At 51.7% G+C, this 25,831-nt stretch carries 11 protein-coding genes; 6 read left to right on the top strand and 5 right to left on the bottom strand.

Going from position 1 to position 25,831, the window contains the following annotated elements; all coding sequences use genetic code 11:
- Positions 1 to 13 precede the first annotated feature (13 nt).
- Positions 14 to 11,272, bottom strand: coding sequence for a hypothetical protein (locus CX664_RS02405; protein ID WP_145999766.1), 11,259 nt, complete (start codon positions 11,270 to 11,272; stop codon positions 14 to 16).
- Between CX664_RS02405 and CX664_RS02400 the strand changes: the two genes are divergently transcribed.
- The 6 genes from CX664_RS02400 to CX664_RS02370 all read left to right on the top strand — a co-directional run bounded on the left by CX664_RS02400 (position 11,256) and on the right by CX664_RS02370 (position 20,256).
- Complete coding sequence (locus CX664_RS02400; RefSeq protein WP_145999765.1) at positions 11,256 to 11,861, top strand: hypothetical protein; 606 nt, start codon at positions 11,256 to 11,258, stop codon at positions 11,859 to 11,861. The two genes, CX664_RS02405 and CX664_RS02400, sit on opposite strands and share 17 nt — an antisense overlap.
- Before the next feature lie 631 nt (positions 11,862 to 12,492).
- Entirely contained in the window at positions 12,493 to 12,786 is a 294-nt protein-coding gene (locus CX664_RS02390) for a YebG family protein (protein ID WP_101745183.1), read from the top strand.
- A gap of 530 nt (positions 12,787 to 13,316) precedes the next feature.
- Positions 13,317 to 16,235: a valine--tRNA ligase gene (locus CX664_RS02385; protein ID WP_101745182.1), complete on the top strand. Its 2,919-nt coding sequence runs from the start codon at positions 13,317 to 13,319 to the stop codon at positions 16,233 to 16,235.
- A gap of 283 nt (positions 16,236 to 16,518) precedes the next feature.
- Complete coding sequence (locus CX664_RS02380; protein ID WP_101745181.1) at positions 16,519 to 17,082, top strand: hypothetical protein; 564 nt, start codon at positions 16,519 to 16,521, stop codon at positions 17,080 to 17,082.
- A gap of 376 nt (positions 17,083 to 17,458) precedes the next feature.
- Positions 17,459 to 18,004, top strand: a complete 546-nt coding sequence (locus CX664_RS02375) for a hypothetical protein (RefSeq protein ID WP_145999764.1) — start codon at positions 17,459 to 17,461, stop codon at positions 18,002 to 18,004.
- A gap of 473 nt (positions 18,005 to 18,477) precedes the next feature.
- Positions 18,478 to 20,256 carry a hypothetical protein gene (locus CX664_RS02370; RefSeq protein ID WP_101745179.1) on the top strand — a complete coding sequence of 593 codons (1,779 nt, stop codon included), beginning with the start codon at positions 18,478 to 18,480 and terminating at the stop codon, positions 20,254 to 20,256.
- 71 nt (positions 20,257 to 20,327) lie between these two features.
- On the opposite strand, the gene dinG is transcribed toward CX664_RS02370, so the two are convergent.
- The 4 genes from dinG to CX664_RS02350 all read right to left on the bottom strand — a co-directional run bounded on the left by dinG (position 20,328) and on the right by CX664_RS02350 (position 25,421).
- A complete protein-coding gene (gene dinG, locus CX664_RS02365) occupies positions 20,328 to 22,511 on the bottom strand; it encodes an ATP-dependent DNA helicase DinG (RefSeq protein ID WP_101745178.1) in 2,184 nt (727 codons plus the stop codon).
- A 149-nt stretch (positions 22,512 to 22,660) separates the two neighbouring features.
- Positions 22,661 to 23,323, bottom strand: coding sequence for a hypothetical protein (locus tag CX664_RS02360; RefSeq protein WP_101745177.1), 663 nt, complete (start codon positions 23,321 to 23,323; stop codon positions 22,661 to 22,663).
- Positions 23,324 to 23,445: 122 nt separating this feature from the next.
- Complete coding sequence (locus tag CX664_RS02355; protein WP_101745176.1) at positions 23,446 to 24,795, bottom strand: ankyrin repeat domain-containing protein; 1,350 nt, start codon at positions 24,793 to 24,795, stop codon at positions 23,446 to 23,448.
- 224 nt (positions 24,796 to 25,019) lie between these two features.
- On the bottom strand, positions 25,020 to 25,421 hold the full coding sequence (locus tag CX664_RS02350; RefSeq protein ID WP_145999763.1) for a hypothetical protein: 402 nt from the start codon (positions 25,419 to 25,421) through the stop codon (positions 25,020 to 25,022).
- Between the last annotated feature and the right edge of the window lie 410 nt (positions 25,422 to 25,831).

The raw sequence follows: 25,831 nt of genomic DNA, 5'->3' as shown, positions 1-25,831 counted from the left end.
TTCAGCTTTTTTCTTAAACCGGAGTCTGGGCAAACTCCTCCGCTTCGGTTTGCAGCCGCGCTGCTATTTCCGCCTGCCATTGCCCGGCAGGCTTGCCATGCACGGCCCCCAAACTGCCCAGCGCCACCTGGGTAATGATCTCTTCTTGGAGGTCACTGTCCAGATTGTGGTTGATAAAGTACTGCGGCAACTGGTCGGCGACTTCTGCCTTGATGGTTTTATAAGCACTGAGCATGTCGTTTATGGTGCCCCGGTCGTACTGGTGCTGCTGGAACACTGGCGGCCGGGCGCACTCTGCCGTCTCCTGGCAGGATCGCTGGCTGGCATTGTCCCGGGTTGGCAGCAGGTCAATAATGTGTGCCACCAGTTGTTGCGCCTCGTCGTATTGCCCGGTCACCTTGCCAGCAGTGACCATCGACATCAGCTTCAGGCGGTTCATCGCCTCTTCCTGAACGCCCATCTTGCTGTCGTACAGGGCGGTGAAGCGTTGCCAGGCACTCTGGCTGTCTCTGGGAGCCGGATCATCCCACTGGGGCTCCAGTCCAAAACAGTCCGGCATCCTTGTCAGTGACTGGATGGCCTGTTGCTGCTGCTGGTCCGACAGCGCAAAGAAGGATGCCCGGGCCGAGCCATAATCACCCGCTTCCAGCTGGCTGAGACAGGCATTACCCGCCTGAACGGCCCCCGGGCTGGTAACCGGGGTCAGCCGCTGTTCCAGTCTTCGGTACAGCTGATCGCGGCGGCTGCTGTAGTTGCCACTGCTGGCGCCCAGCCAGTCGGGCAGCTGGCTGAACAATCCCACCGAATGCCTGGCAGACACAGCCGCTCTTTGCAGTTCCTGAAACTGGCTGGCCCGGTCAACAATGGCATCACGCAGTGCGCCACTGAGTAACGGGCCGACGTCAGCCGTCCGGGATGCTGCGGTCATCTGTTCCAGTTGACGGTCTGCCATGGCGTTCAGCATGCACTGGCCAAGATCTCTGGCCGGGCCTGACTGGCTCGGCCGGGTTTGCTCCCCGCCAAAGAAGATGGCACCACCACTGGTGCCCCGGACCCGTCCATCGCTGTCGAAAATATTGGTGGTGCGTTCATGCTCAACCCCCAGTCTGGGCGAGAACAGCACTTCGAACAGAAACTCCTCGGTGCAGCTGGTCGGTTGCGCCTGATTGGTGACCATGGCGATGGCCATATTCAGCAGGTCATCGGTTTGCCAGGCCGCATCCGGTTGTATTCGCTGCTGGTTGAGCTGCTGCAGAAAAGCCGACACTTCGCTGTGCAGCTGCCGGGCAACCCGCATGCTACCCGTGAGCAGCCGCATGCCCGGCAAGCAGTCAAAGGGCTGTGCCGCCGTATCAGTCCGGTGCCTCTCACCATGAGCCAGTGTGTCAGGCTGGATGGGACGGTCCGTGGCCCGGGACACCAGCAACCCGGCCAGAGCCAGGCTGTTGTTGACGCTGTGCGTTACCGGCCTGACTCTGCTGGCCGGCTGGTTGTCGGTGGACTCCTGTCGTTGATGGCTTTGCCCGGCAGTGATCTGCGCTGCTCCCTGCGGTTGATTAGCGGTGGCTCCGGCGCTACCGGTCAGCCAGGACAGGCCACCACGCAGCGCCGACAACACTCCTCCGTAACGGGTGGCTCCGGCAGTGGCCGGGTCACGGTGGTCATTGGCGGGCTCACCCCGGGGAGGCGTCGGCTTGCCAGAGAGATGGCTGTCCAGCTGGCGACGTTTGCGCGAGTCACCCTGGCACTGCGGGAACGCTTCCTCCGGGAAATACTCCGCATAGGCATCGGGCTGTTGGAATATAATGGCAAAATCACTGGGGAAATCCTCCCGGTTTTCCAGTTCTCCCAACATGGTCAGGTAGCCGACTTTCTCATTCCGGATGAGCTGGCTGACTGCGCTCCTATCGCCAGGAACCTCCGTTGCTGGCGGCAAGGTGTACTCATCATCAACGACGGTGGTATTGTCAATGATCTGCAACAGTTGATGATCAGCCTGTGGCAGGCGCAGATCATTATCGTCATCCCCGGTGACCTGGTTATCCAGATAGGTCGCCACCCCCCGGAGAACGTCCCGCAACGGTGCGGACAATCCGGTCGTGGTATCCAACAGATAATGGACCTCGGTCGCCAGGTTCTGGGCGTTAACTCCCGGGAAAACCGGTGACTCTGCCGCCTCCTCCTTGGAGAACCCAGTGGCTTTGATCATATTGAACCGGGCTTCTCCGTACTGTGAATACAGGTTCAGGAACTGGTTGACCAGATTGTCAATCATGGCCTCCCGGGTGGGGTTCTCGCCGCTCGCATCCGGCCCCAGGGTGAGGCTATGGGAGGCATCATGGCGAATACACTGATCGGCCAGGCTCAGATCCGAGAGGAACGTGTTCCTGAGTGTCCGGTCCATCGCCTGCAGGCCCTGGGCACAGCACACCAGTCGTGCCAGCGACCATTGCGGGTATTCCCGGCCCTCGTGAATGAGGGTGTTATCACTCTTCTTGATATCCCGCACTGCCCGGGTATTGGCACTCTGGATAGTGCTGAGGCGCTGGCCATAGGCACGGTAGGATTGTGTGGCGCGGTCGGCATACAATTTCAGCAGTTTTTTCCCGGCGGCCGTGATTTTAGGTGCCTGGTCGGCAGCCCGTGCCAGCAGTTCGCTCAGCGCCGAGGTGTCGGCCAGCCCCTGCTCGCTGGTCGGGCAGGGAAGCTGCTCGCCGTACAACTGATTTTGCAAATCCGTCGTATTGTCGAACACGTCGCTGAACTTCACGAAACGCTCATCCCTGAGTGCTCGCGTGTTCTGAAAATAAGCTTTGCGCTCGGCCAGGATGATGTCATTGATCACCGTTACATCCCGGGCGTCCAGCATGGGTGGTGACAAGTTAAACTCATCATCCGCTACCCGGACATTTTCCAGCGTCTGCTGCAGTGCGGTATCCGGCTGCGGGGGACGCCTATCGTTAGTGCGGTGATCCTCATGGTCATGGGCCAGAGTGCTCTCAAGCGTTTGCAGTATCTCCCGGATGGGGGCCGACATCCTGACCGATCTCGCCAGCAGCCCGGTAACGGCCCCGGCAACGGCCCCGGCATTGTAACCGTGGAAGCGATCATCCTCTGTTGCCTCGCCTGCGAATCCGGTGGCCTTGACCATGTCATAACGGGCAGCACTGTAGAGCGCATACAGGTTCTGGAACTGGTTCGCCAGATTCTTGAAGATCGACACTTCGGTGGCGTTCTGGCCCGGGGTACCGCCGGGTTGGTGGTCATCCTGATCGTCATCATAGCGGAGATACTGCCCCGCGGTACTGGTCATGTTCAGGAAGCTGTCCCGGAACTGCCTCTCCAGTGTCTCCAGCAAGTTGACGCAGCACACCTGTCGTTTTTCCGGCCAGGTCATTGAGTCTGACTCCTCCGCAGGTATGGCTGCCATCATCTCCCGGTTCTGCTGCTTTATGGCCTCGGCCTGGTGGGCATAGTCGGCATAGACTGCCGTGGTCTGGTCAGCATACCCCTTCAGCAGTTTCCGCTCAGTCACGGTGAACGGTGACGTAGCCGGAGGGCGGGAAAGCAGCGACGCCAGGGCCGACGTGTCGTCCAGTCCCGATTCGCTGTAATGGCAGGGAACGGTGTCGTCATTGTGGAACACGGCATCATAATCTGTGGGGTTCTGGAAGATCTTCGGGTAATCAATCGGGAAGTGACTCCAGTCTCTATATACCCCCATGTTGGTAATGAAACGGTCCTGCTCAGCCCCGATGATCCGGTTGGTCGCATCAAGGTCCCCGCGTTCCAGCCAGCCCGACGGCAAGGTGAACTCATTGTCGGCGACGGTGGTATTGTGTATCACCGACATCAGTTGCTCATCCAGCCCCGGGGTACGCAGATCGTTACCATCGTTGAGGCGCTCCTCCGTGATCTGCCTGTCCAGATAGTCCGCCACCCCCCGCAGAACCTCCCGGAACGGTGCGGACACCCCGGAGGCATCACGCAACAGGGCATTGACCGTGTTATCCATGCCCCGGGCATTAAACCCCTGGAAAATCCCGGCCTCGGAGGTCTCTTCCTTGGGAAACCCGGTGGCCAGGATCATCTGAGAGCGCGCCTGTGCCAACTGTGAGTACATAGTCAGGAACCGGTTGACCAGGTTATCAACAATGATCTCCCGGGCCAGGTTTTCCCCGGGCGCTTGTGGGTTCATGGTCAGGCCACGGCTGGCATCATAGCTGAGGCATTGTTGGGCAAGGCTGCTGATGGTCAGGAAGTTATCCCGGAGCAGCTTGTCCATGGCCCGCAGGCCGTGGGCACAACACACCAGCCGTTCAAGGGGCCATTCAAGGTAAATCCGGTCGTTGATGGTTATCTCTTCACCACTGTCGTCCTCGATGGCCTGCATCGCCCGGACATTGTTATTTTTGATGTCGTTTATCTGCCACATATAGCGGTCATGGATCGCCTGGCCCCGGTCCGCATAAAGTTTCAGCAGTTTTTTGCCCTGCGGGCCCACCTGCGCCGGGCGACTGTCAGTGACGGAGGCGGTGGAAGTTGCAACCGGTTGAGCGGTTTGACTGGGTACGATCGTTGGTGACGATGACTCAGCGTCGGTACGATCGTTAAAGGCCGACGGGGTCGCCTCAAGGTGAGCTGTTGGTGTTTGGGAAGTGGATGCGGGTTGTGGCGAAGTGGATAGCTGTGAAGTGGATAGTGGCGAAGTGGATGGCTGTGAAGTGGATAGCTGAGGAGGTGATAAAAGCCGGGTCAGGGCCGAGATGTCAGCCAGTCCCGGTTCAGCCAAGTGGCAGGGAATGGTGTCCTGACCCTGGAACACCGCCTCATAGTCTGCGGGGTTCTGGAATATCTTCTGGTAATCGATCGGAAAATATTCCCTGTCTTCCAGCTCTCCCATGTTGGCGATAAAGTGGGCCTGCTCAGCCCGGATGATCCGGTTGGTGGCAGCCACATCGCCGGGGTCCAGCCTGGCTTGTGGCAAGGTAAACTCATCATCCGCGACGGTGGTATTGTGTATGGCCTGCAACAGGTGCCGGTCCGGCCGGGGCGCCCTGAGATCGTTGTCCAGTGGCTCATGATCCAGGCTATCTGCCAGCCCCCGGAGAAAGTCCCGAAACGGGGCCGACAAGCCGGAAGGCTGGTGCAACAGGGCGTTGACCGTGCTATCCATGCTCCGGGCGTTGAAACCCTGGAATATCTCTGACTCTGCCGTCTCATCCAGGGCAAAGTCGGTAGCCTTGATCATATTGAAACGGGCTTCGCCGTACTGCGCATACATATTCAGGAACTGGTTGACCAGATCGGCAATAATGGCCTCCCGGGCAGGATGCCCGACGTTCGCGCCAGGCTGCATGGTTGGATCATGGCTGGCATCATAGCGGATGCATTGCCGGGCAAGACTGCTGATAATCAGGAAGTTGTCCCTGAGCTGCCGGTCCATAGCCTGTAGGCCGTGGGCACAACACAGCAGACGCTGCACCGGCCATTTAAGATAGGTCTTGCCGTTGATTTCTATCTCTTCATCACCGGGTTTGATCTTCTCCATTGCCTGGGCATTGTTATTTTCGATGACGTTTATTCGCGAGGTATAGGCCTCATGGATTTGCTGTCCCCGCTCCGCATACAGTTTCAACAGCTTTCTGTCCTGTGGCCCCATCGGCTCTGGGTGGCTTTCAGTGACCGGGGAGGTGGTGGGGGTTGTAACCGGCTCGGCGGGCGTACTGGATACCCGCCGGGCGGTGTCGGTTTCCGCATCGTCGGTGGTGGAGGACGATGGGAGCGTTGCGGTGGAGGTGGTTTGTGCGGCAGACGACGACGCTATTTTTAACGACGTTGACGGTTCTTTCGTAGTCTCTGTTAAGTTTTCTGATGCCTCGGTGGCATCAATCGATGAACTGATCTCCGGTGAGAGCGGTGCCGTGGTGCTGGATGACAATGTTTGAGTGCTGGCCATTCCGGATGGCGTCATGGACACATCGGTGGTATTCATCGACGAACTCAGTTCCGGTGAGAACGGAGCCGTGGTGTTGGATGACAATGTTTGAGTGCCTGTCATCCCGGATGGCGTCATGGACACATCAGTGGTATTCATCGTCGAACTCGGTTCCGGTGAGAACGGAGCCGTGGTGTTGGATGACAATGCCTCTGTGCTTGCCATGCCTGACGGAGTCAGTGACACATCAGTGGTATTCATCGACGAATTCAGTTCCGGTGAGAACGGAGCCGTAGTGTTGGATGACAGTGCCTGAGTGCTTGCCATGTCTGACGGAGTCAGTGACACATCAGTGGTATTCACCGACGAACTCAGCCCTGGTGAGAACGGAGCCGTGGTGTTGGATGACAATGCCTGTGTGCTTGCCATGCCTGACGGAGTCACCGACACATCAGTGGTATTCATCGACGAACTCAGCTCTGGTGAGAACGGAGCCGTGGTGTTGGATGACAGTGTTTGAGTGCTTGCCATTCCGGATGGCGTCATGGACACATCGGTAGTATTCATCGACGAACTCAGCTCCGGTGAGAACGGAGCCGTGGTGTTGGATGACAATGTTTGAGTGCTTGCCATGCCTGACGGAGTCATTGACACATCGGTGGCATTCATCGACGAACTTAGCTCCGGTGAGAACGGAGCCGCGGTGTTGGATAACAATGTCTGGGTCTGGGTGCTTGCCATCCCGGATGGCGTCATTGACACATCGGTGGTATTCATCAACGAACTCAGCTCTGGTGAGAACGGAGTCGTGGTGTTGGATGACAATGTTTGAGTGCCTGCCATCCCGGATGGCGTCATGGACACATCGGTGGTATTCATCGACGAACTCAGTTCCGGTGAGAACGGAGCCGTGGTGCTGGATGATAACCTCTGGGTGCCTGCCATGCCTGAGGGCGTCATGGACACATCGGTGATACTCATCGACGAACTCAGCCCTGGTGAGAACGGAGCCGTGGTGCTGGATGATAACCTCTGGGTGCCTGACATCTCTGATGGGCTCAGTGATGCCTCAGTAGTATTCATCGACGAACTCATTTCCGGTGAGGTCCGAGCCATCGTCCTGGACGACACTGCCTGACTACTTGCCATCTCCGACGGACTCAACGACGTCTTGATAGTATTAACCGACGAACCTGACTCTGCCCCAATGGGAACTGTGGTATTGGCAGATAGTGCTTGAGCACGGGTGCTCTCTGACTGGCGTGGTGTCGCCTCAATAGGACTGGCCGACGAACTCAGCCCTGCTACCAGGGCAGGTGCAGCGGTATCCGACCATAAAGCCGTCGTTAACGATGCTTCCGAGGCAGTAATGCCCGGTGCTACAAGGCTGGAATTGCCCGGTATGATTTGGGGTGTGACCGGGTGACTGCTGTTAGTAACGAATTCGGGATTGCTGCCAGGCCTGCCCGTAGGAGGTTGCAGGCCAGTGATGGGAGGCTGGCCAGTCGTTAACGATATACTGGACGATACACTGGATGATACACTGGGGGGCGCGGTCCCCCTGTTGCCACTGCCACCGGAAGAGTCATGATGACCGGTGGGTTTGTCATCGCCTGTTGTAAAATCACTATCATCATCGTCTCCCTTATTCTTCTCCTTCTGTTCTTCTATAAATTCGTAAACTTCATAACCTGTCCAGGCGGCAAGGCCGATTCCCACCGCTGCAGCAATGATCATAATTAATTGTTCGGTCAGGAATGCGACAGCCAGCGTTTCGGCTAAACTGGCCATCAGGGTGGGTGCAGAGACTGCAACAACGCCTTCTGCAACCAACCTTTTTATTGCCTTTCTATACAACTCATCGGGGTCAGCACAGCCCCTGCCAGTCCCTTCCACGGCTCTTTTACGTCGACACGCTGGTTCTTTTAATCTGATTCTGCTGCCTTTGCCTTTGCCTCTGCTGCCTCTGCCTCTGCCTCTGCTGCCTTTGCCACGATTGCCTGTATCGTCGTGGGTCCAGTCTTTGCCACCGGGATCATGGTTTGGCGGGGCGGGTGCTGTTTTCATCAACTCCTCAACATTAGTTTTGAGCCCGTCACCCAGGGATTTCAGAACCTCGGTCTCTGGCACAAACTCCTCTGTTGCACTTTCCCCAACGCTGGCCGCTAAATCTTCCGCCGCCGCATCGCCCCCGTTCGAGGCCAGTCTTTTTATAAATGCGCCGCTAGCCACCGTACCTAACGTTCCGCCGACGCTACCAACCGCGATTCCGGCCTTGGTTGCCGCACTTAAACCTTCATCGGTGCCACCGGAGGGCTGGCCACCCGACGATTGAGGAACCGCACCAGCGGATGGGTGAGCCAACAGCGCTGCTCCGGGAACCTCTGGGGCAATAGCATTGATGGCATCCTGCAACACCATCATTTGCATCGAATATTGAAAGTCGTCCAGGTTGGACACGCCCTGGGCCACCCCGGAAGGACCGGGTACCGGGTCCGGCTGTTCTCCAGCGGTCGCCTTGGCCCGGGCAAGCAGACTGTGACTGGTTTTGGCCATAATGTGAGCATTCAGTTTTTTGATGGCTTCCGGTACCGGAGTATTATTGGCCAGAGCATCGTCAAGCACACTGATCACTTCCCGCATTTGCATAATCAGTGGATCGGCTGTGGTTACCTGAAGGCTTGAGGGTGCAGGGAGCAGGTCCTGTTCAGTCAGTTTCTGGCTTAATTTCAGTTTCTTAAGCCCATCGGCACTGGTCACCTTGTGAATGTATTCTTTGGCCAGGGCCTTGGTGGCCGCTTTGTCGAGGGCTTCAAGTTCCGTTACCGGCTTGGTCAGGATCTGTTTTAACGTTAAGGCCGAGGTAGGAATGGGAGCCAGGTCAGCCCACTCGGCTATTTCTGCGTCCGTGGGTTGATAAAGATGCCCGATACCTAGTCCGTTGGCAACCGGTGCTGGCTGAGTCAATCCAAGGCCGTATTGCTGAGCCAACGGTCTCAGCATGCGCATAGCCCTTGCGACCAAGTGTTCCATTGAATCGGCGCTGGCACTGAGCAAATAGCCTGCGATATCAGAAGTGGTCAGGGACAGTTGATTATTCACTCTTTGCATTTTTGCAAATATGACATGTTCGGTACGGGGGTCGACGCTAAACAGAACAGTAACATCCTCCCCTGCCGGTAACTGAGCTGCCTTCGCATTGAACGCTGCAACCATCTTTGACAGCATTGACTGGATTGTAAGAAATACCTGTGAACCATTCGATCTAAGCGAAAATGCATCAAATTTCTGGTGTATTTTACTAAGGTAATAGCTGGCACTTTTCAGGCCGAGGGTACGCCATAAACTTACGGGGGAAGATGCACTATTTTTAAGCGCAATTTCCTGTAGGATCGTCCTGACAAGAGCGGGTAATCGAGCATATCCGGCACCCAGGAAAATAGCATTGACCAGAGTGTTTAAAGAGCTGCTAACAGAAATTCCCTCCTGGCTGGCAACGGTTAATGAAACCACATCCGCCAAACAAACGCCTTCAGCTAACTGCTGATTACGCAGCATTAATCGCAAAGGGTTCCAGATTAAACAGAAATTTGTGAGATCAGCTATTTTCACCGTAAAAGTTGACGGATTGGTGGTCCCCAGATTTATCCGTTGGAGATATTGAATCATGTTACTAACCATGAGCCTGAGCGATTCCATCATGTCTCTTAGTTGTGGCGGAGCAACAGCGCTAAAGTATGAGAGGGCGTTAACTTTAAACACTAATCTGCCAAGTTCCTCGAAGTTATTACTCCACAGTAATTCAAAGACCTCGCTCTCATATTGCTGCAAATGATTGGCCATCTCCAGCGGCTGCCGGAGTTGATTGGCAAGCGCTATTGCATCCGGGTCTCCCGCAACGCCACGCTGCACCGTAAGGGTAAATTCTTTGCGCATTGCAGAAAAACCCCGTAAAAACTCCATCAGTTGCGGGACCATGTCGTCTGCGGTAACGGCCTCTTCAGCCTCTATCAGCCGGCTGATTCTGCTTAAGAAATCCGGCTCCGAAAGGATCATTCTTTTTGAACGATGGTGAGGGGCTACTGTCGTTGAGCTGGTATTCCGGTCAGGCGCGATTGTGGTGTTGAACTCATGGATAATGTCATCCACCCCGGCTGCTACGATATCGAAATAGTGACGAGCGACATCAGGGAAAGTGGCATTAGGGAAAGTGGCATTAGTGAACGTGCCATTGAGCGTTTGGGCGAAGGCTTCAATGCCCTCGAGCAGCATATATCCGGCAAAATTCCTGGCACTGTCCTTAACAAAGGTGACTAATTCTGTGAAGTTAAGGGTCGGAAACAGCTGTTGAAAATAAACCAGGTCATTTTCGAACATGCCAAGATTGGTTGATTTGCCCATATCGTCCACTATGGCGGTCAGTTGCTGATCCAGTGTTAAATTGGTAGCGGCCAGCGAACTGGACAGGGCCAGGGTGGTCCTGGCGGGCGCGATGTCGGTGATGCCGCCCAATGAATGTGCCGGGTTAATACTGTCAGTCCAGGGTGGCAGGGTGTTAACCAGTGTGGGAGTACTGGTCGGTAGTAGTATTGGGGCGGTGGTAATGCTTGCAGAAGCAGAATCCTGAACAGTCGGGCTTGCAGAAGCAAAATCCTGAACAGTCGCGCTTGCAGAAGCAAAATCCTGAACAGTCGCGCTTGCAGAAGCAGAATCCACAACAGTTGGGCTTGCATAATTAAACGACGCTGCACTCATACCAATCGGACTGGCAACAACCGAAACAGAACCGGGACTGGCTGTTGTTGACGTTGCCGATGCATTGGCAGCAACAGTGCCCTTGCCGGAACCGGTCAGGCTGGACCGGGCTGGGAAAGCCGTGGTGGCATTCATGGCAGTTGCCGAACTGTGCAGCGAAGGCAATGAATGCATACCCGTTGCATGGGTAGAGGCGGCACTCTTCACCGAGCCGGATAACCCCATGGACGTTACCGAATATTCACCGGTTTCACCCATATCATTGATACTTATTGTGGCGGAAGGCCCTGCTGAGCCAGAAGCATGGGAGTGGGTAGAGACGCTGGCTGCCAGGGGGTTGCTGACTGAGCCGGACAGGCTGGCTGGCCGATGAGCGCTGGTTGCCGTAAAAACGGAGTCCGTCGTTTTGACTGAGCCTGCTGCATCGTGGGCAGTAGCGGTATGTTTAATGGACTCTAATGAACTGTCTGATGAACTCACAGCAGTCTTGTAATCACTGCTGAATCTACCCTGAGTAGTGACTGGGGATCTGGCCAGGCTGGATGTTGCCAGGTATGCACTGGTGATTGCTGTTAACACCGACGCCGACGCCGACGCCTGTACCGAGCCTGATTCGCTGTTCACAGATGGACTGTTAGCGGACGTTGCCGAAGCAGCATTATCTGAGACACTACCCTTCATGGCCTCCGACATAGTGGCCGTTGCCGTTTGTACGCTGCTTGCGCCGGGTGATGTTGAAGCATTTGCCGGATTTGAATGGCCGACCGAAGCTGTTTTTGAGGTTGCGCTGCTTATTGAACCCGCTGCGCTTTCAGATGTTGAAGCTTTTGCTGGATTTGAATTACTGGCCGAAGTGGTTGTTGAGGTTTTGCTATTTATTGAACCAGCTGCGCTTTCAAATGATGTTGAAGTTTTTACTGAATTTGAACTGCTGACCGAAGCTGTTATTGAAGTTGCGCTGTTTATTGGACCCGCTGCGCTGGCAGAGGTTGAATCGTTTGCAGGATTTAAACGGCTGGCCGAAGTTGTTTTTGAGGTGGCGCTATTTAGTGAACCAGTTGGACTTTCAGATGTCGATGCAGATGTTGATGCTTTTGCTGTGTTTGAACTGCTGGCCGAGGCGGTGATTGAGGTGGCGCTATCTATTGGAACAGCGGCGCTTGAATGAATTGACTTTGTCTGCCTGGGTGAGAATGAAGAACTGGCAGACTGAACAAAATGGCTGGTTTGATCCTGGCTACCCTGTGCAAGCTTCGTCTTCCCTGTCTTTTTATCATTAGCTACTTGGCGTGAGTGAAACACTCTGGTTGGTTTAGCACGATCATGAGGAAGTTTTTTATCAGGATCATCAGGAAATTTTTTATCATCATCAGGAAGTTTTTTATCATCATCATGAGGAAATTTTTTATTATCATGGGGGGGATGAGGCAGAAAACCTGGATTCGTTGGTTTAACTGGAAATCGAAGATGCATTGCTTAATTAACCCGTCAGTTGACTTTTATTCATTTAAGATTGATGAAAAAATATCCAACTTTACAAAATTTGCAAATATTCGAGAGAGAAAATTATACGGCCAGGGAGTGACAAATAAGGATCATTTATTATTGTCGTTTATAGTATTTTAAAGATGTAAATTACCAGACAGAACTGCACAACTTCCCGGGTGTTCATTAACTTTGGTAAAAAACCAGGCCACCTTTTTTAAAAGCTGATGTTTAAAAGCCGATTCCCAGAGAGCCTACTGGACAAAATAACTGTATTTATATACAGTTCAAAAACCCAATACAGGAGGAAGCCCATGTCCATTACCCCCATGTGGCGAGTTGACCGGGACGGAAGCATGTTTACTGATAAGAAAGCCGCAGAAGAACACGATCGTATGCTGGAGCTGGCCGATGGCATCACGGGTATGCTGGAAGCCAATTTCAAGATCGATGAACAACTGGCGGAAGAGATCGGTCTGCTGCTGTCACGGAACAAGGATATTCTCGCCAAAGCCTTTAAAGGCAAACCTGAAATCCTGCAGGAGATCAAACTGGAGAGCGAACCTGCACAAAACAACACCGTAGATATTCGTGAAGCGATTGCCTGATATTGATATAAGCCACAAAGGCGTGATGTTGCTTATCCTGAAATGTACTTTGTGGTTTCCAATTACATTTTATGAATAATTAAAATAACAGCTGATTCGGTACTTTCCATGGGCCAGTAAGTAGTTAACCAAATGAAATCATATTTTCTGACTAAGTGGACAGTCACTCTGCGGCGTTACAACTCCGGTCACATAGCTACGGCTATGCTCCCTGCGTTGTGCCTTGCATAGTAACTGCCCACTTAGCCAGAAATATACGATTCCATTTGGCCAACTACTTACATGGTTTCAATGTAATTGATGGGTTCCTTCTATCAATGACTCCCAAGCTCCTTTCTTCCTGAACGGAGATTGTACACACCAAACTCATTGAAATGATGCAGGAGGTTGTCCGAGAACCCGGTAGTCGGCAATGAAGGGTGCTTCCTGATTCAGTCTCACAGTGTATAATCACCGGTTTATCCAAACCCGGAGCCCCCTGCTCTTCAGGAGTTCCGGGAACAGTTGGAACCTCTACTGGAAAAGCAGTTATGGAAAAGACGTTCAACCCCCAAGCCATCGAACGCACGTTGTATCAAAACTGGGAAGAGAAAGGCTATTTTGCGCCGGCTTCTGACCAGCGCGGTGACCGCACGCCCTACTCCATCATGATCCCCCCTCCCAATGTCACCGGCAGCCTGCACATGGGCCATGCCTTCCAGGACTCCATTATGGATGCCCTGATCCGCTACCACCGGATGAAAGGCTGCAACACGCTCTGGCAGGTGGGTACTGACCATGCGGGTATCGCAACCCAAATGGTGGTTGAACGCAAGATTCTGGCAGAAGAAGGCAAAACCCGTCACGACTACGGACGTGAAGCCTTTACCGATAAAATCTGGGAGTGGAAGGAAGAGTCCGGCGGCACCATCACCCGTCAGCTTCGTCGCCTGGGGGCATCTGTTGATTGGGACACCGAGCGCTTCACCATGGACAAGGGCTTCTATGCCGCTGTCCAGGAGGTCTTTGTCCGCCTTTATGAAGACGACCTGATCTACCGGGGCAAGCGTCTGGTGAACTGGGACCCAAAACTGCACACCGCTATCTCCGATCTGGAAGTGGAAAACAAAGAAGTCAAAGGCAATATGTGGCACCTGCGCTATCCACTGGCGGATGGTGAGAAAACCGCAGAGGGCAAAGACTATATCGTGGTTGCCACCACCCGTCCGGAAACCATGCTGGGGGATACCGGTGTGGCGGTTAACCCGGAAGATGAGCGTTACCAGGCCCTGATCGGCAAAGCGGTTATTCTGCCCCTGGTAAACCGTCGCATCCCGATTGTCGCTGATGAACACGCCGATATGGAAAAAGGCACTGGCTGCGTAAAAATCACCCCGGCCCACGACTTTAATGACCATGAAGTTGGCAAGCGCTGTAACCTGCCAATGATCAATGTTATGACCCTGAACGGCGATATCCGCCAGCAGGGTGAAGCCTACAATATTGACGGTACGATTAATCAATCCATCGATACTGCTATTCCGGAAGCCTACCGGGGCATGGAACGCTTTGCTGCCCGTAAGCAGATCGTTGCTGACCTGGATGCCCTTGGTCTGCTGGAAAAAATCGATGACCATACCCTGATGGTCCCTTACGGTGACCGTTCCGGCGTGGTGATTGAGCCACTGCTGACTGACCAGTGGTTTGTCCGCGCTGCGCCGCTGGCCAAACCTGCAATTGAAGCGGTAGAAGACGGCCGTATTCAGTTCGTCCCCAAACAGTACGAGAACATGTACTTCTCCTGGATGCGTGATATTCAGGACTGGTGTATCTCCCGTCAGCTCTGGTGGGGACACCGTATTCCTGCCTGGTATGACGATGCCGGCAATGTTTACGTTGGTCGCAATGAAGACGAAGTCCGGGAAAAGCACAACATCCCAACGCCTGTTGTCCTGAAACAGGATGACGATGTTCTGGATACCTGGTTCTCTTCGGCACTCTGGACTTTTGGCACCCTGGGCTGGCCAGAGCAGACTGATCGCCTGAACACCTTCCACCCCACCGATGTGCTGGTCACCGGTTTTGACATTATCTTCTTCTGGGTCGCCAGAATGATCATGATGACCATGCACTTTATGAAAGATGAAGACGGCAAACCACAGGTGCCGTTCAAGTACGTTTACGTGACGGGCCTGATCCGTGATGAACATGGCGACAAAATGTCCAAGTCCAAGGGTAACGTCCTTGACCCTCTGGATATGATTGACGGTATCGACCTGGAAGCCCTGGTTGAGAAACGCTGTGGCAATATGATGCAGCCGCAGCTGGCGGAGAAGATCGAAAAACGTACCCGCAATACCTTCCCCGACGGTATTTCTGCCCACGGTACCGATGCCCTGAGATACACCCTGTACTCACTGGCCTCCACTGGCCGTGATATCAACTGGGATATGAACCGTCTGGAAGGCTACCGGAACTTCTGCAACAAGATCTGGAACGCTGCCAACTACGTCAAAATGCATACCGATGATCAGGACATTGGCCAGGGAGGGCCAGGTGCCGCGCAAGGCATGGAGCCGGAAGCGGCCTGTGGTAATGGTGATGAACCTGTTGAACTGACTTTGGCTGATCGCTGGATTGTTTCCCGACTGCAACGGGTTGAAGCCCAGATCGAAAAGAACCTGTCCGAGTTCCGTCTTGATCACGCGTCCCAGAACCTCTACGACTTTGTCTGGAATGAATATTGTGCGTGGTATCTGGAACTGTCCAAGCCAGTTCTCTGGGATGAACATGCACTGACAGAACGCAAGCGCGGCACCCGTCGTACACTGGTTCGGGTTCTGGAGGCCATTATGCGCCTGGCCCATCCGTTTATGCCTTATATCACCGAAGCGATCTGGCAGAACATCAAGCACAGTGCTGGTGCTGCTGGTGACACCCTGATGCTGCAGAGCTACCCGGTGTCGGACCCGGCCCGTATTGATGAAACGGCTGAGCGTGATATTGAGTGGCTCAAATCGTTTATCACCGGTATCCGTAACATTCGTGCCGAGTTGAATATTGGCCCAGGCAAGCCGCTGAATGTACTGCTGCGTAACACCTCTGCAGAAGACGTTGCCCGCCTGAATGACAACCAGAGCTTCCTGAAGTCCCTGGCCAAACTGGAAGACATCAGGGTTCTGGCCGCCGGTGAAGAAGCCCCCATGGCAACCACTCAGCTGGTAGGCTCCATGGAAGTCCTGGTACCAATGGCTGGTCTGATCGACAAGGAAAAAGAGTCTGCCCGACTCAATAAGGAGATTGAGCGGTTTGCCAAAGAAGTGGCCCGCTTTGAAGGCAAGTTAAACAACGAGAAATTCATCAGCAAGGCACCCGCCGACGTGGTTGCCAAAGAGCAAGCCAAGCTGGCTGAAGCTCAAGCCGCCAGGGCCAAGCTGGAAGAACAGCTGGAGGCGATCAAGGCTTTGTAAACCAGAGCATTGGCAATATAAAAATGGCTGCAATCACTGCAGCCATTTTTTTATGCACCATTATTTTTATTTTCTTTTTGTTGGTACGTTTTATTCATTTGGTCAGTCTTGTTTCAGCCCGATTCCTCATTGCACCCGCTAGATGATAGTAATTCTGACATTCATGTTATTGAAGTACTTGTTAATATTTTAATACCATCAAATGCAACAACTAAGGGCGCGACTTTAACAATTTAAATCTAATGAAACATTGCGGATCAATCTATACAAATGGAGGTGTAATATGATTCCTGACGGTTACGGTCTGCCTGATACAACAGGTCAATATGCTCTGCCCTCCCAGCCCCCTTTTCCGGGACCAGATGAAGCAACTCTTTCTGGCAAACTTTCTGGCAAACTTTCTGGCAAAAGAGTAACAATCGTGGCGCAACCCGATGAAGGTCGCCATATACCTGAAGGGGACACCGGATATGAGGGGCAGCCACTGCAAGCACGAAAAACCAAGCGTGTCCTGGCTACATTGTCAGCAATCGCGATGGGTGTTGCATCAGTATTATTCATCATCCCGATTGTCGCTTCCTGTGGGGCTGGCATTGTGGGTGGCATTTGTGCCGCAGGTGGGGCGATAGCAGGGCCTAAGGGTATGTTTCTTGGTAGCGTGATCGGTTGCTCTATTGGGGCTTTTATAGGTTTAACCGTGACAGCCTACTTTATCCCCTGTTGGGTAGCAAAGGTTTACAATGTGGTTCTGGAGGCGACAAATGGCAATGGCTTTGAAAGGTCCAGCCTTGCTGATAGAATTGTCGCTCATTATGAGGGGGCAGTGCCAACATCAAGAAAGGCATAAACCCAACGCAATCTAAATTGTTAATAAAAAATCGCTGTAACCGCCGCAGCGTTTTTTTATGCTCCGTTTTTTCAATTTTCTTTTTATTGGCACTCTTTATTAATTAAATCTGTTGCGTTCAACCTGATCCCTTATTATATTCGTTGGACGTTATCAATTCTAACCATCATGTTATTGAAAAGTAATTTATCTCAATAGCTTATTGCTTTTAGAAAATGTTCTAAAATAACATCCAAATTTCTGCAGGTGCTACCCGAAAAGCTGAAACCGTTTTTGATTTGCACGCAGTGGATGGCGACCTTTTCCAAGACTGGGTAAAATGATTTATTCTGAGACTAATCCTTAGTTCATCAATCGATTTAAATTGAGCTGTTATATGAATGCTAACGAAACCACCGGATTTTATTTCACCAACCGATACAATCCGTCAACTGTAGTCAGTTTACCTGAAGAAACTGAAGCCAGGCATTCTGGCAAAGAAGTTTCTATTGATATGTACCCAAATAAAAGATCCCAGATATCGGAACAAAACAACAGATACGATGGGCCGTTACTGAAAACCCGAAAAACCGAACGTGTCCTGGCCACATTGTCAGCGATCGCAATGGGCAGTGCATCAGTGATTATCATGCAAGCTGCCGCCCACGTCGGGTGTTTCACTCTGGGTGCCGGAGGTGCGATGTTAGGGGGGATGATGGAAGGACCAGAAGGTCAGTTAACAGGAGGTCGGATAACAGAAGGTCAGTATATTGGTACAGCGGTTGGTGGCGCTGTCGGGTATTTCACAGGATTCAGCGTTGCTGCCTACCTTAGTCCCTACATGGTAGCAAAGGCTTACAATTTTGTTCTGGAGGCGTCCAATGGAACCGGCTGTGAACGGTCAACACTTGCTGACAGGGTTGTGGCTTACTATGAGCGCTGACACTCCCCGCCCTATCGGGCGAGGGTTCTTGATCGCTCAAGAACGTTTCTGTTTCACAGTCCGTAGCTCAGGGAACAGGCTTGGTTATCGCATAAAAGTTCCACAGTGGGAGCTTTTACGATGGCGAATCAACCCATGCTCCCCAAGTCTCACACGAACTCCGCAGACTTAACATCCCGTCTGCCCGACGGTAGGTCTACAAAAGACAGAGTAAAAGTAGCAAGGAATGAACAAACACTCAAGCGGAGCGCTCCACGCGCTCCTGTCTTATATCACCGCCCGATTGGGCGATGCTTTACGACGAGTTTGGTAAAGATTGAACCTGATCGGTTAGAAAACGGGAACAAAATCCTGTCTCTATTGTCTGATAAACACGGTGCCCAAAAATTAACAAGTTCTACACACGCCGCGCTTTTCTACCTTTCATCCTGCCTCCATTGAGTCGCAGAATATAGACAGGAGCTGTTACTACCATGATAATCAGTGAACCAAATCAATTAACACCACCCAGCATACCTGACACCAAAGTCCCTGACAGTAGTGGAGCTGAAGCTTCAACGTACGAATGGCTGACCGGTAAGGCAAGATTCTCATTAGCTTGCGCTGCACAGACCCTTAAGCATCTTCCTAACCCGGCATATTATGCATCATCCGCCCCCGCCAGGCTCATCACTTTGCTAACCCTGGCTGGCAAATGCGTCGCTGACGTTACTACTTATGCATCGGTCAATGCCAAGCCAACGTCCTTATCAACATTGACAAATTCAACAGACTCATTCCTCCCTGTTCCCTTAACGCCTCCTGATGTCAAGTCCCTGGGCCAGCCAGCCTGGATGGCTGCATTGAACAGCCAGAATGAACACGACAGTGGCCAGACTGAAGAAAAGCCCCCCCAGGTGGTGATTGAAAGAGAAGCGACGAAGGATGAGATCGGAGCACCTTTAAGATATAAGCGTTCTCCCAGAGGAGGGAGCTCCAGCAGAGGTGGGGGTTCCAGCAGAGGTGGTGGTTCCAGAGGCTCAAGAGGCTCAAGAAGAGGCTCCAGAAGGTCATCAGGAGGAGTCGGTGGAGGTGGTTCCCACCATCCATTACCTGGCCCAAAAGGGGGCAAATCAACTGGCAGACAATGGTTCGGCAGGATTGGTGGTAAAAAGCACATCGGCAGAGAATATGCCAAGATGGAAAAAAACTACTTTACTGGTCGTAAATGGTTCAAACCAAAGGGTATATCAAAGCATGAACCAGTCAACTTACATGACACTTTACTGTTTTCAAAAACTGGCAAACTAAAGGATAAAATCATTACCCCGCAAGGAAATGCATACAAAATCGAAAAAAGTAATCATTGGTTAAGGGTAAAAAATGACAAGCAAATTATCTCTACAATACCCAGGGCAGTAACATATACCCATGGGACCAATGCTTTTAAACTCGGTGTTTTTAATATTTACTCTCCATGGCTTCCCGTCACGGCGTATTTTTTATATCACGACAAAACAGCCATGCCGTTTGAGTTATGTTTCAGGCCATCTACTTCAGATAACTCGAAGACAGATATAGGTTACTATGCACCCAGTACTAATGAGTCACCCACCGGAAGTGTGAATCATGTTTCTCCAAATGGTACTTTTATTCCCCAAAACAGCACTGCTGTTATTGATGATTCAGATAAACATTTCATCAAGATTGCATCGGTACCCAAAGGGAGTGCTGTCAGCTTTGCCTTGCTTAATAACCAAAAACCGAAAACCGAAACAGGTGTCCCGACATCTGCCACAAAAACAACCACTTCTTTGCCTGATATAACTACCCCAGCGCATCCCACCAATGGCAGTCAGGCATTGTCGACAAACACCAACTGCACTGACGTATCAGAGGCGACACCCATGCCGGTAAAACCGCTTAACTCTACCGACATTGAGAGCAACAATAACATGACCATGGTAAACACCCTGCTAAACGAAGAAAGCCTCTTAACCGATGTCAGTTCACAACTGGTGATAATGAATGAGGGTGAAGTGTTAAAAATCAAAGGTTTGCCACATCGGGTAAGCCAATTCTTCCTTGATAGTGAAAATGACACCGTATTAACTTATTCAATGGATGAACCTAAAAGCGAGGAAGTCAAATATGTAGATTGGCAACCCGGGTACTGGTACAGCTCTGCTAACAAAGTTGCCGATCAAAGTCCTTACAGTTTACTACTGCCAATGCTGGGAATGGTCGGTATAAACCAGAATATTCTCGGATAATTTATCCCGGGGTTCATCCGGCCGCTGCTGCCGACAGGTAGCAGTGGCCTCCTTCAAAATCGCCCTATATCTTATCTCATCATAACCGCCGCAGCTGGCTCAATAATCCGGTTAAACGGCGGCAAAGAGTTCATGATCATCTGGCCATACCTGGCGGTAACCAGCCGTCGATCCATAATCGTGATGCGACCACGATCCTGCTCCGTTCGCAATAGACGACCACAAGCCTGTATCAGGCGGATCGCCGCATCCGGCACGGTAATTTCCATAAACGGATTCCGCCCCTGGGCTTCCAGCCACTCAGAGAGTGCGGCTTCCACAGGGTCGTCCGGTACTGCAAAAGGAATCTTGGCAATAATCACGTGTTCGCAATAATGACCGGGTAAATCTATCCCTTCTGCCAGGCTGGCAAGACCAAACAGGATGCTGACCTTGCCGTCATCAATCTGCTGGCGGTGCTTCTTCAACAACTCCTGTCGTGAATAGTCATCCTGCAGCAGAATCTTCTCCTGCCAACAGGCATCCAGACCAAAGTGCACATCCTTCATCTGTCGGCGGGAAGAGAACAGTACCAGCATCCCTTTTGGGCGATCATCACCGGACAATAACTCTGGTAGCAGCTCAATAATCTCGGCAGTATGATCTTCCGCATTCCGTGGGTCTGAGGCCATGGCCGGTATTACCAGAGAAGCCGCCTCACCATGCAGAAATGGACTGGGCACTACCACACAGCGAGACTGTGCAGGCACTCCGGAGCGCATCCGGAACCGGTCGAAGCAGCCCAGGGCGGCCAGGGTTGCCGAGGTGACAATGGCTGCATGAGCGGGATTCCACAGCGTCTGCCATAAGGTCATGGAAGACATGATCGGGCTGCTGAATACCTCCAGCTCTTCGCCAAAAGCACCTTCGGTCCATTTCAACCAGCGTGCGCTGGGAGGCTCTCCCTCGGGATCTTTGATGGTGTAGGTCAGCCAGAGTTGAAAATGGCTCTCCATTCGCGACTGCATACCACCGATTTCAGGATAGAGCTGTTCCGCCTGCCAGCGATCAATACCGGGAACATCGCCGTCCATTGCATCGTCCAGGGCTTTGGCGATCTTTTCCAGCATACCGCTGCACTTGCTGAAACCGGCTTTCAACCGTTCCGCCTGTTGTCGTAATGGTTCAGGCACAATGCCCTGGGGAAAGCGGTAATAAGCGACCTGACTCTCCCCCTGGGTGGTAAATTGTGTCTTTGGTTCAAATTGGGCAATGCTGTGCAGCATCTCCCGGGTATGACCCAGGGCATTGACCAGGGCATCAAACTCGGGCTGAATCCGCTCCAGCAATTCACCCAGCTCTCCCGGCAGGGTCTGCTGGGTCAGAATCTTCTGCAGATGTCGCCCGGCCTTCTCCAGCCAGCTGGCCGTGCCCTTGACTCTGGACTGACAGGTAAAATGATCAATGGCTTTGTCTGGCAGGTGGTGGCCTTCATCAAACACATAGATGGCATCCTTTGGCTCAGGAAGAATCGCACCGCCTCCCAACGCCAGATCCGCCAGCACAAGGTCGTGGTTGGCAACCACAACATCGGCATGCTCAAGATCACCCCGGGCTTTATAAAATGGGCACTGCCGGAAATAACCACAACGACGTCCGCTGCATTGGGCATGGTCAGTGGTGATGGTTCGCCACTGCTGATCTTCCAGGGCATCAGGCCAGCTGTCCCGGTCACCCTCCCATTTGGCAGCGGCAAATGCCTCCAGCATGCTCTGGTATAGCGCCAGGGAGGACTGATCGTTTTCCAGGGTGTAACCATCGTAGGCGAACATATCCATTAACGAGGCGGTCGCTTCCTCTTCTTGAAGCAGCCGGTCCAGCTTACTCAGACAGGCATAACGCCCACGCCCCTTGGCCAGGGTGTAAGAGAACTTGAGTCCGGTTTTTAAAATAATGTCCGGCAGATCTTTATTGATGACCTGCTCCTGAAGGGTCACGGTGGCCGTGGCAATGACCAGGCGTTTTTTCGCAGCCTGAGCCATTACCACCGCAGGCAACACATACCCCACGGTTTTTCCGGTGCCCGTACCAGCTTCAATCACGGTAACGGAGGGGTCACAGATTCTGCGGCCTTCACTGTCGGTGTTAATATCCCCAAGCGCTCGGGCAATCTCGGCAATCATCTGCTTCTGCCCCGGCCGGGCCTTTAGCTTTTTACTCTCCAGAAAAGCACTGTACGCTTTCTGGATGGCTCTCTTCTGGGGTTCGTCAAGCACAATGCCTATCGCTCTGGTGGAGTAGCTGGTTTAAATAGTCTGATTGTATCCTGTTTCATCACACTGCACAGCGGTGAATACCACAAACTCTATTCAATAAACGATACGACAACCGGAAGCAAAATTCAGAATCCTGACTCTCCCGGGTTTTAAGCTGGTATAAATATTAGTCCCAATATTCCCAAAAGCATTAAACCAGAATGTTCAAAATCAAGATAGTCACTGAATTCAGTGTGTTTGATCTCATTCAATATATCCTTTATCCGCACCGGTTCCGGGTGCAGGTCCGCTTTATTATCCTGTGTGGCGGCACGATAGATGTCGACAGGTAAAGAGACCACGCTGCCAACCAGCCCAATAACAGCAAAAGCAGCCGCAGCAACCGCACCAAGTGCGACACTGACAGGAACGGCGAGCAAAGAGCCCACATAAAATCCGATAAGAGTACCCGTTTTACCCGGAGATTCATCAGAGTCCGGAAAAAATAAACATTGAATTAATCGACCAATGGTACTGCCAATAATGTCACCGGCTATACCACAAATACCACCGACACTGATTATCGGCGCAAAAAGCCCAGCTTGTACACCTATACCCCCCAGTTTCAGAATCCGATTTTTGGCGGCATAAAATGGATAGATTAAGCGATCTTTAAGTGAGGGCTTTTCATCGAATGATCGGTTATTTTCAGTCTGTCTCGTGGCACCGGATTCAGTGGTCGTCCTTCCAGCAAATTGCCCGTCTGTATGGTTGGGGATGGGTCCTGTGACCGTTGAATTAAAGTGCCCGGTAGTGTTACCTATAGCCTGCATGAGATCCCTCCATGGATTTCAATAAGATTGATCAGAAATAAGTACTGCATCTAATCCTACAGCGGGTTTATCCCCTGATCCCATAACAGCAGGGTTATAAATACTGACAGAAAAGCAAACAATCAATTACTTCTCATTACATCTGCATAGGAGGGTGGTGGTGCATCGTCTCTTAGATGCTCGGGAGCGAGTGGTGGAGCTTGTACAGAATGAACATTTGTACTTCGCATTGCCTCTTGATAGGAGGATGGTGCTGTATCGTCTCTTTGAAGCACGGGGGCGAGTGGTGAAGCTTGTACAGAATGAACATCAGGACGAAGCTGAGAATCTCTTGCGGTCGCTTCAACAACATCACTATTATAAGAAGCTTTTTCGTCGGTCCTTGGGTTGATTGCAGCACTTTTGCCTTCTCTGATTGACTTGCAATGAAAAAATCTGGGAATGGGCTCTGGCATTTCTTTACGATCTTCTCTTTCGTCGGTTTTTGAGTCTTGACTATTTATCTGTTCTGTTTCACCGAATTCTGAGAGAAAAACAAAAACGTCTCTCACCTTCAGGTTCTCAAGATTAAAATTTCGCACTTCCTCCGCAAATTCAATATCAGTAATTTTTTGTACCTTATCGCAGTTGAGCTTTTTCAGCCCCTCCGGGTTAGCACCATGCTTCTTTAAAAAAGCAACTAACTCTGATTTGTTCTTACTGTTTGCCACAAAGGCAGGAGTGATAAGACCATAGCCATCCACCGGCTCTCCTTTTGCTAAAAGGAGTTCGACCATTTCGATTTCGCTATCTGTGTCCATCTGATCCGATGAAGCTACCGCTGTAATGAGATTATCCAGGCCATATAAATCACGACATACATGATACGTGTTATCCTTGTCCAATCCATGGTCGGTCAGATAATCGACAATCTTCAGGTGTCCGGAGTTAGTCGCTTCCCAAATGGGTGCATATTCAGATACTTTATAAACCTCCTGCATCTGATTTTCGACCAGATAGTGAATGATATCGCTAAATCCGTGTCTGGCAGCTATACGCATATAGTTGTAATCATGTTTATTGAGGATGGATAAGGCTTCGGATCTGGAAATGGCATCTCTAAACGTTCGCAACCGGCCAAGTTCCTCAGCTTTCTGCTCGCGTTCTTGCTGAGCCAGCTCTTCTCTGGTTGGGTATGTAAATACGGTTGGCTGTTGAACATCAGGTTGCTCAGCTGTCGGCTGGCATTCGCTATTGTCCAAAGACCGCCAGTTGGTGATGGATAACGTGGAAGCGGTTGGCTGTTGAACATCAATATGCCACTCACTAACGGCCTTTTCAGCGCTGCAATCTTTTCTATTTCTTAGCGTAGTTCCTGAACTACTCAGTTTTACATACGTTTGACCACCTGAGCCTGGCTCTGGTTTATCCGACTTACCAGCTTGATATTGGTATGATGGATCGGGCAGAGCTGGCGTTTTGGAAGGTATCATAGAAACACCCTGATGCTTGTTGTTGATGGTAAAAACAATCCGTTATTTATTTTTTGCTGCTTTTGGAGTAGAAAACCTGAATAAAGTTCCCTATTCATGAGCTATTTGCCAGACGCTGAAACCCATGATCAGGTAGCGCAGCAGGTTGAGATTCAGACCTTGTTTCAGGGTTACATTGACCGTCAGACCGATGAGACAGACCGAGCATAAAAAAAGGACACCCACTATTCCCAGTCAACAAACTGGCTGAGTTCAGGCATTTTGATATCATCCCATATATCCATTACCCGCACTTGCTTTGGGTTCAGGTCTGCTTTATCAGCCAGTGTCATGCCATGATAGATATCAAACGGTGAAGCCAGCACGCTGCCAGCCAGACCAATAACAGCAAAAGCAGTCGTAGTAAACACACCAAGAACAACGGCGGCAGGAATGGATAGCAAAATCCCTGTATACAATCCCAGTAAAGCACCAACTTCACCCGGTGGTATATCAGAGTTTGGAAAGAATAAACTTTTAATTAATCTACCAACGGTATTGCCAATAATTTCACCGGCTCCAACACAGATAGCACTTGCAGCGAACATCGGCGTATAAACTCCAGCCTGTGCACCTATACCAGCCATGTGCAGTATGCGATTTTTGGCGGCATAAAATGGATAGATTAAACGATCTTTAAGTAAGGGTGTTTGATCGAATGATCGGTTATTTCCAGTCTGTCTTGTGGCATCGGATTCAGTGGTCGTCCTTCCCTCAAATTGACCAACAGCACTGTTTCGGGTGGGGCCTGTGACCGTTGAATCAGACTGCCCGGAAATTTTGCCTATAGCTGGCATAAGGCACCTCCATAGATTTCGATAAGATTGATTAGAAATTACTGACAGAAAAACAAACAATTAAGTTCTTAACAGCCTTTAACTTTACAGCTCTTGCGGTAACAGGTCAGAGCCTGTTAACGTTTCGCTGTAAATTCAGCAAAGAAACGTCAACAGCTGCATATAAGTAGTTGGCCAAATGGAATCGTATATTTCTGGCT

The organism is Endozoicomonas acroporae, from assembly GCF_002864045.1.
Taxonomy (GTDB): Bacteria; Pseudomonadota; Gammaproteobacteria; order Pseudomonadales; family Endozoicomonadaceae; genus Endozoicomonas; species Endozoicomonas acroporae.
Note: the sequence above shows the minus strand (reverse complement) of the source record. Positions and strands in the feature narration are given on the sequence as shown.

Bases quoted from the DNA above. Each gene is read 5' to 3' on its own strand.
- CX664_RS02355 (WP_101745176.1), bottom strand. From the start codon at position 24,795: ATGATACCTTCCAAAACGCCAGCTCTGCCCGATCCATCATACCAATAT.
- CX664_RS02350 (WP_145999763.1), bottom strand. From the start codon at position 25,421: ATGGCTGGTATAGGTGCACAGGCTGGAGTTTATACGCCGATGTTCGCT.
- CX664_RS02370 (WP_101745179.1), top strand. From the start codon at position 18,478: ATGATAATCAGTGAACCAAATCAATTAACACCACCCAGCATACCTGAC.
- CX664_RS02375 (WP_145999764.1), top strand. From the start codon at position 17,459: ATGAATGCTAACGAAACCACCGGATTTTATTTCACCAACCGATACAAT.
- CX664_RS02390 (WP_101745183.1), top strand. From the start codon at position 12,493: ATGTCCATTACCCCCATGTGGCGAGTTGACCGGGACGGAAGCATGTTT.
- CX664_RS02380 (WP_101745181.1), top strand. From the start codon at position 16,519: ATGATTCCTGACGGTTACGGTCTGCCTGATACAACAGGTCAATATGCT.
- CX664_RS02360 (WP_101745177.1), bottom strand. From the start codon at position 23,323: ATGCAGGCTATAGGTAACACTACCGGGCACTTTAATTCAACGGTCACA.
- CX664_RS02385 (WP_101745182.1), top strand. From the start codon at position 13,317: ATGGAAAAGACGTTCAACCCCCAAGCCATCGAACGCACGTTGTATCAA.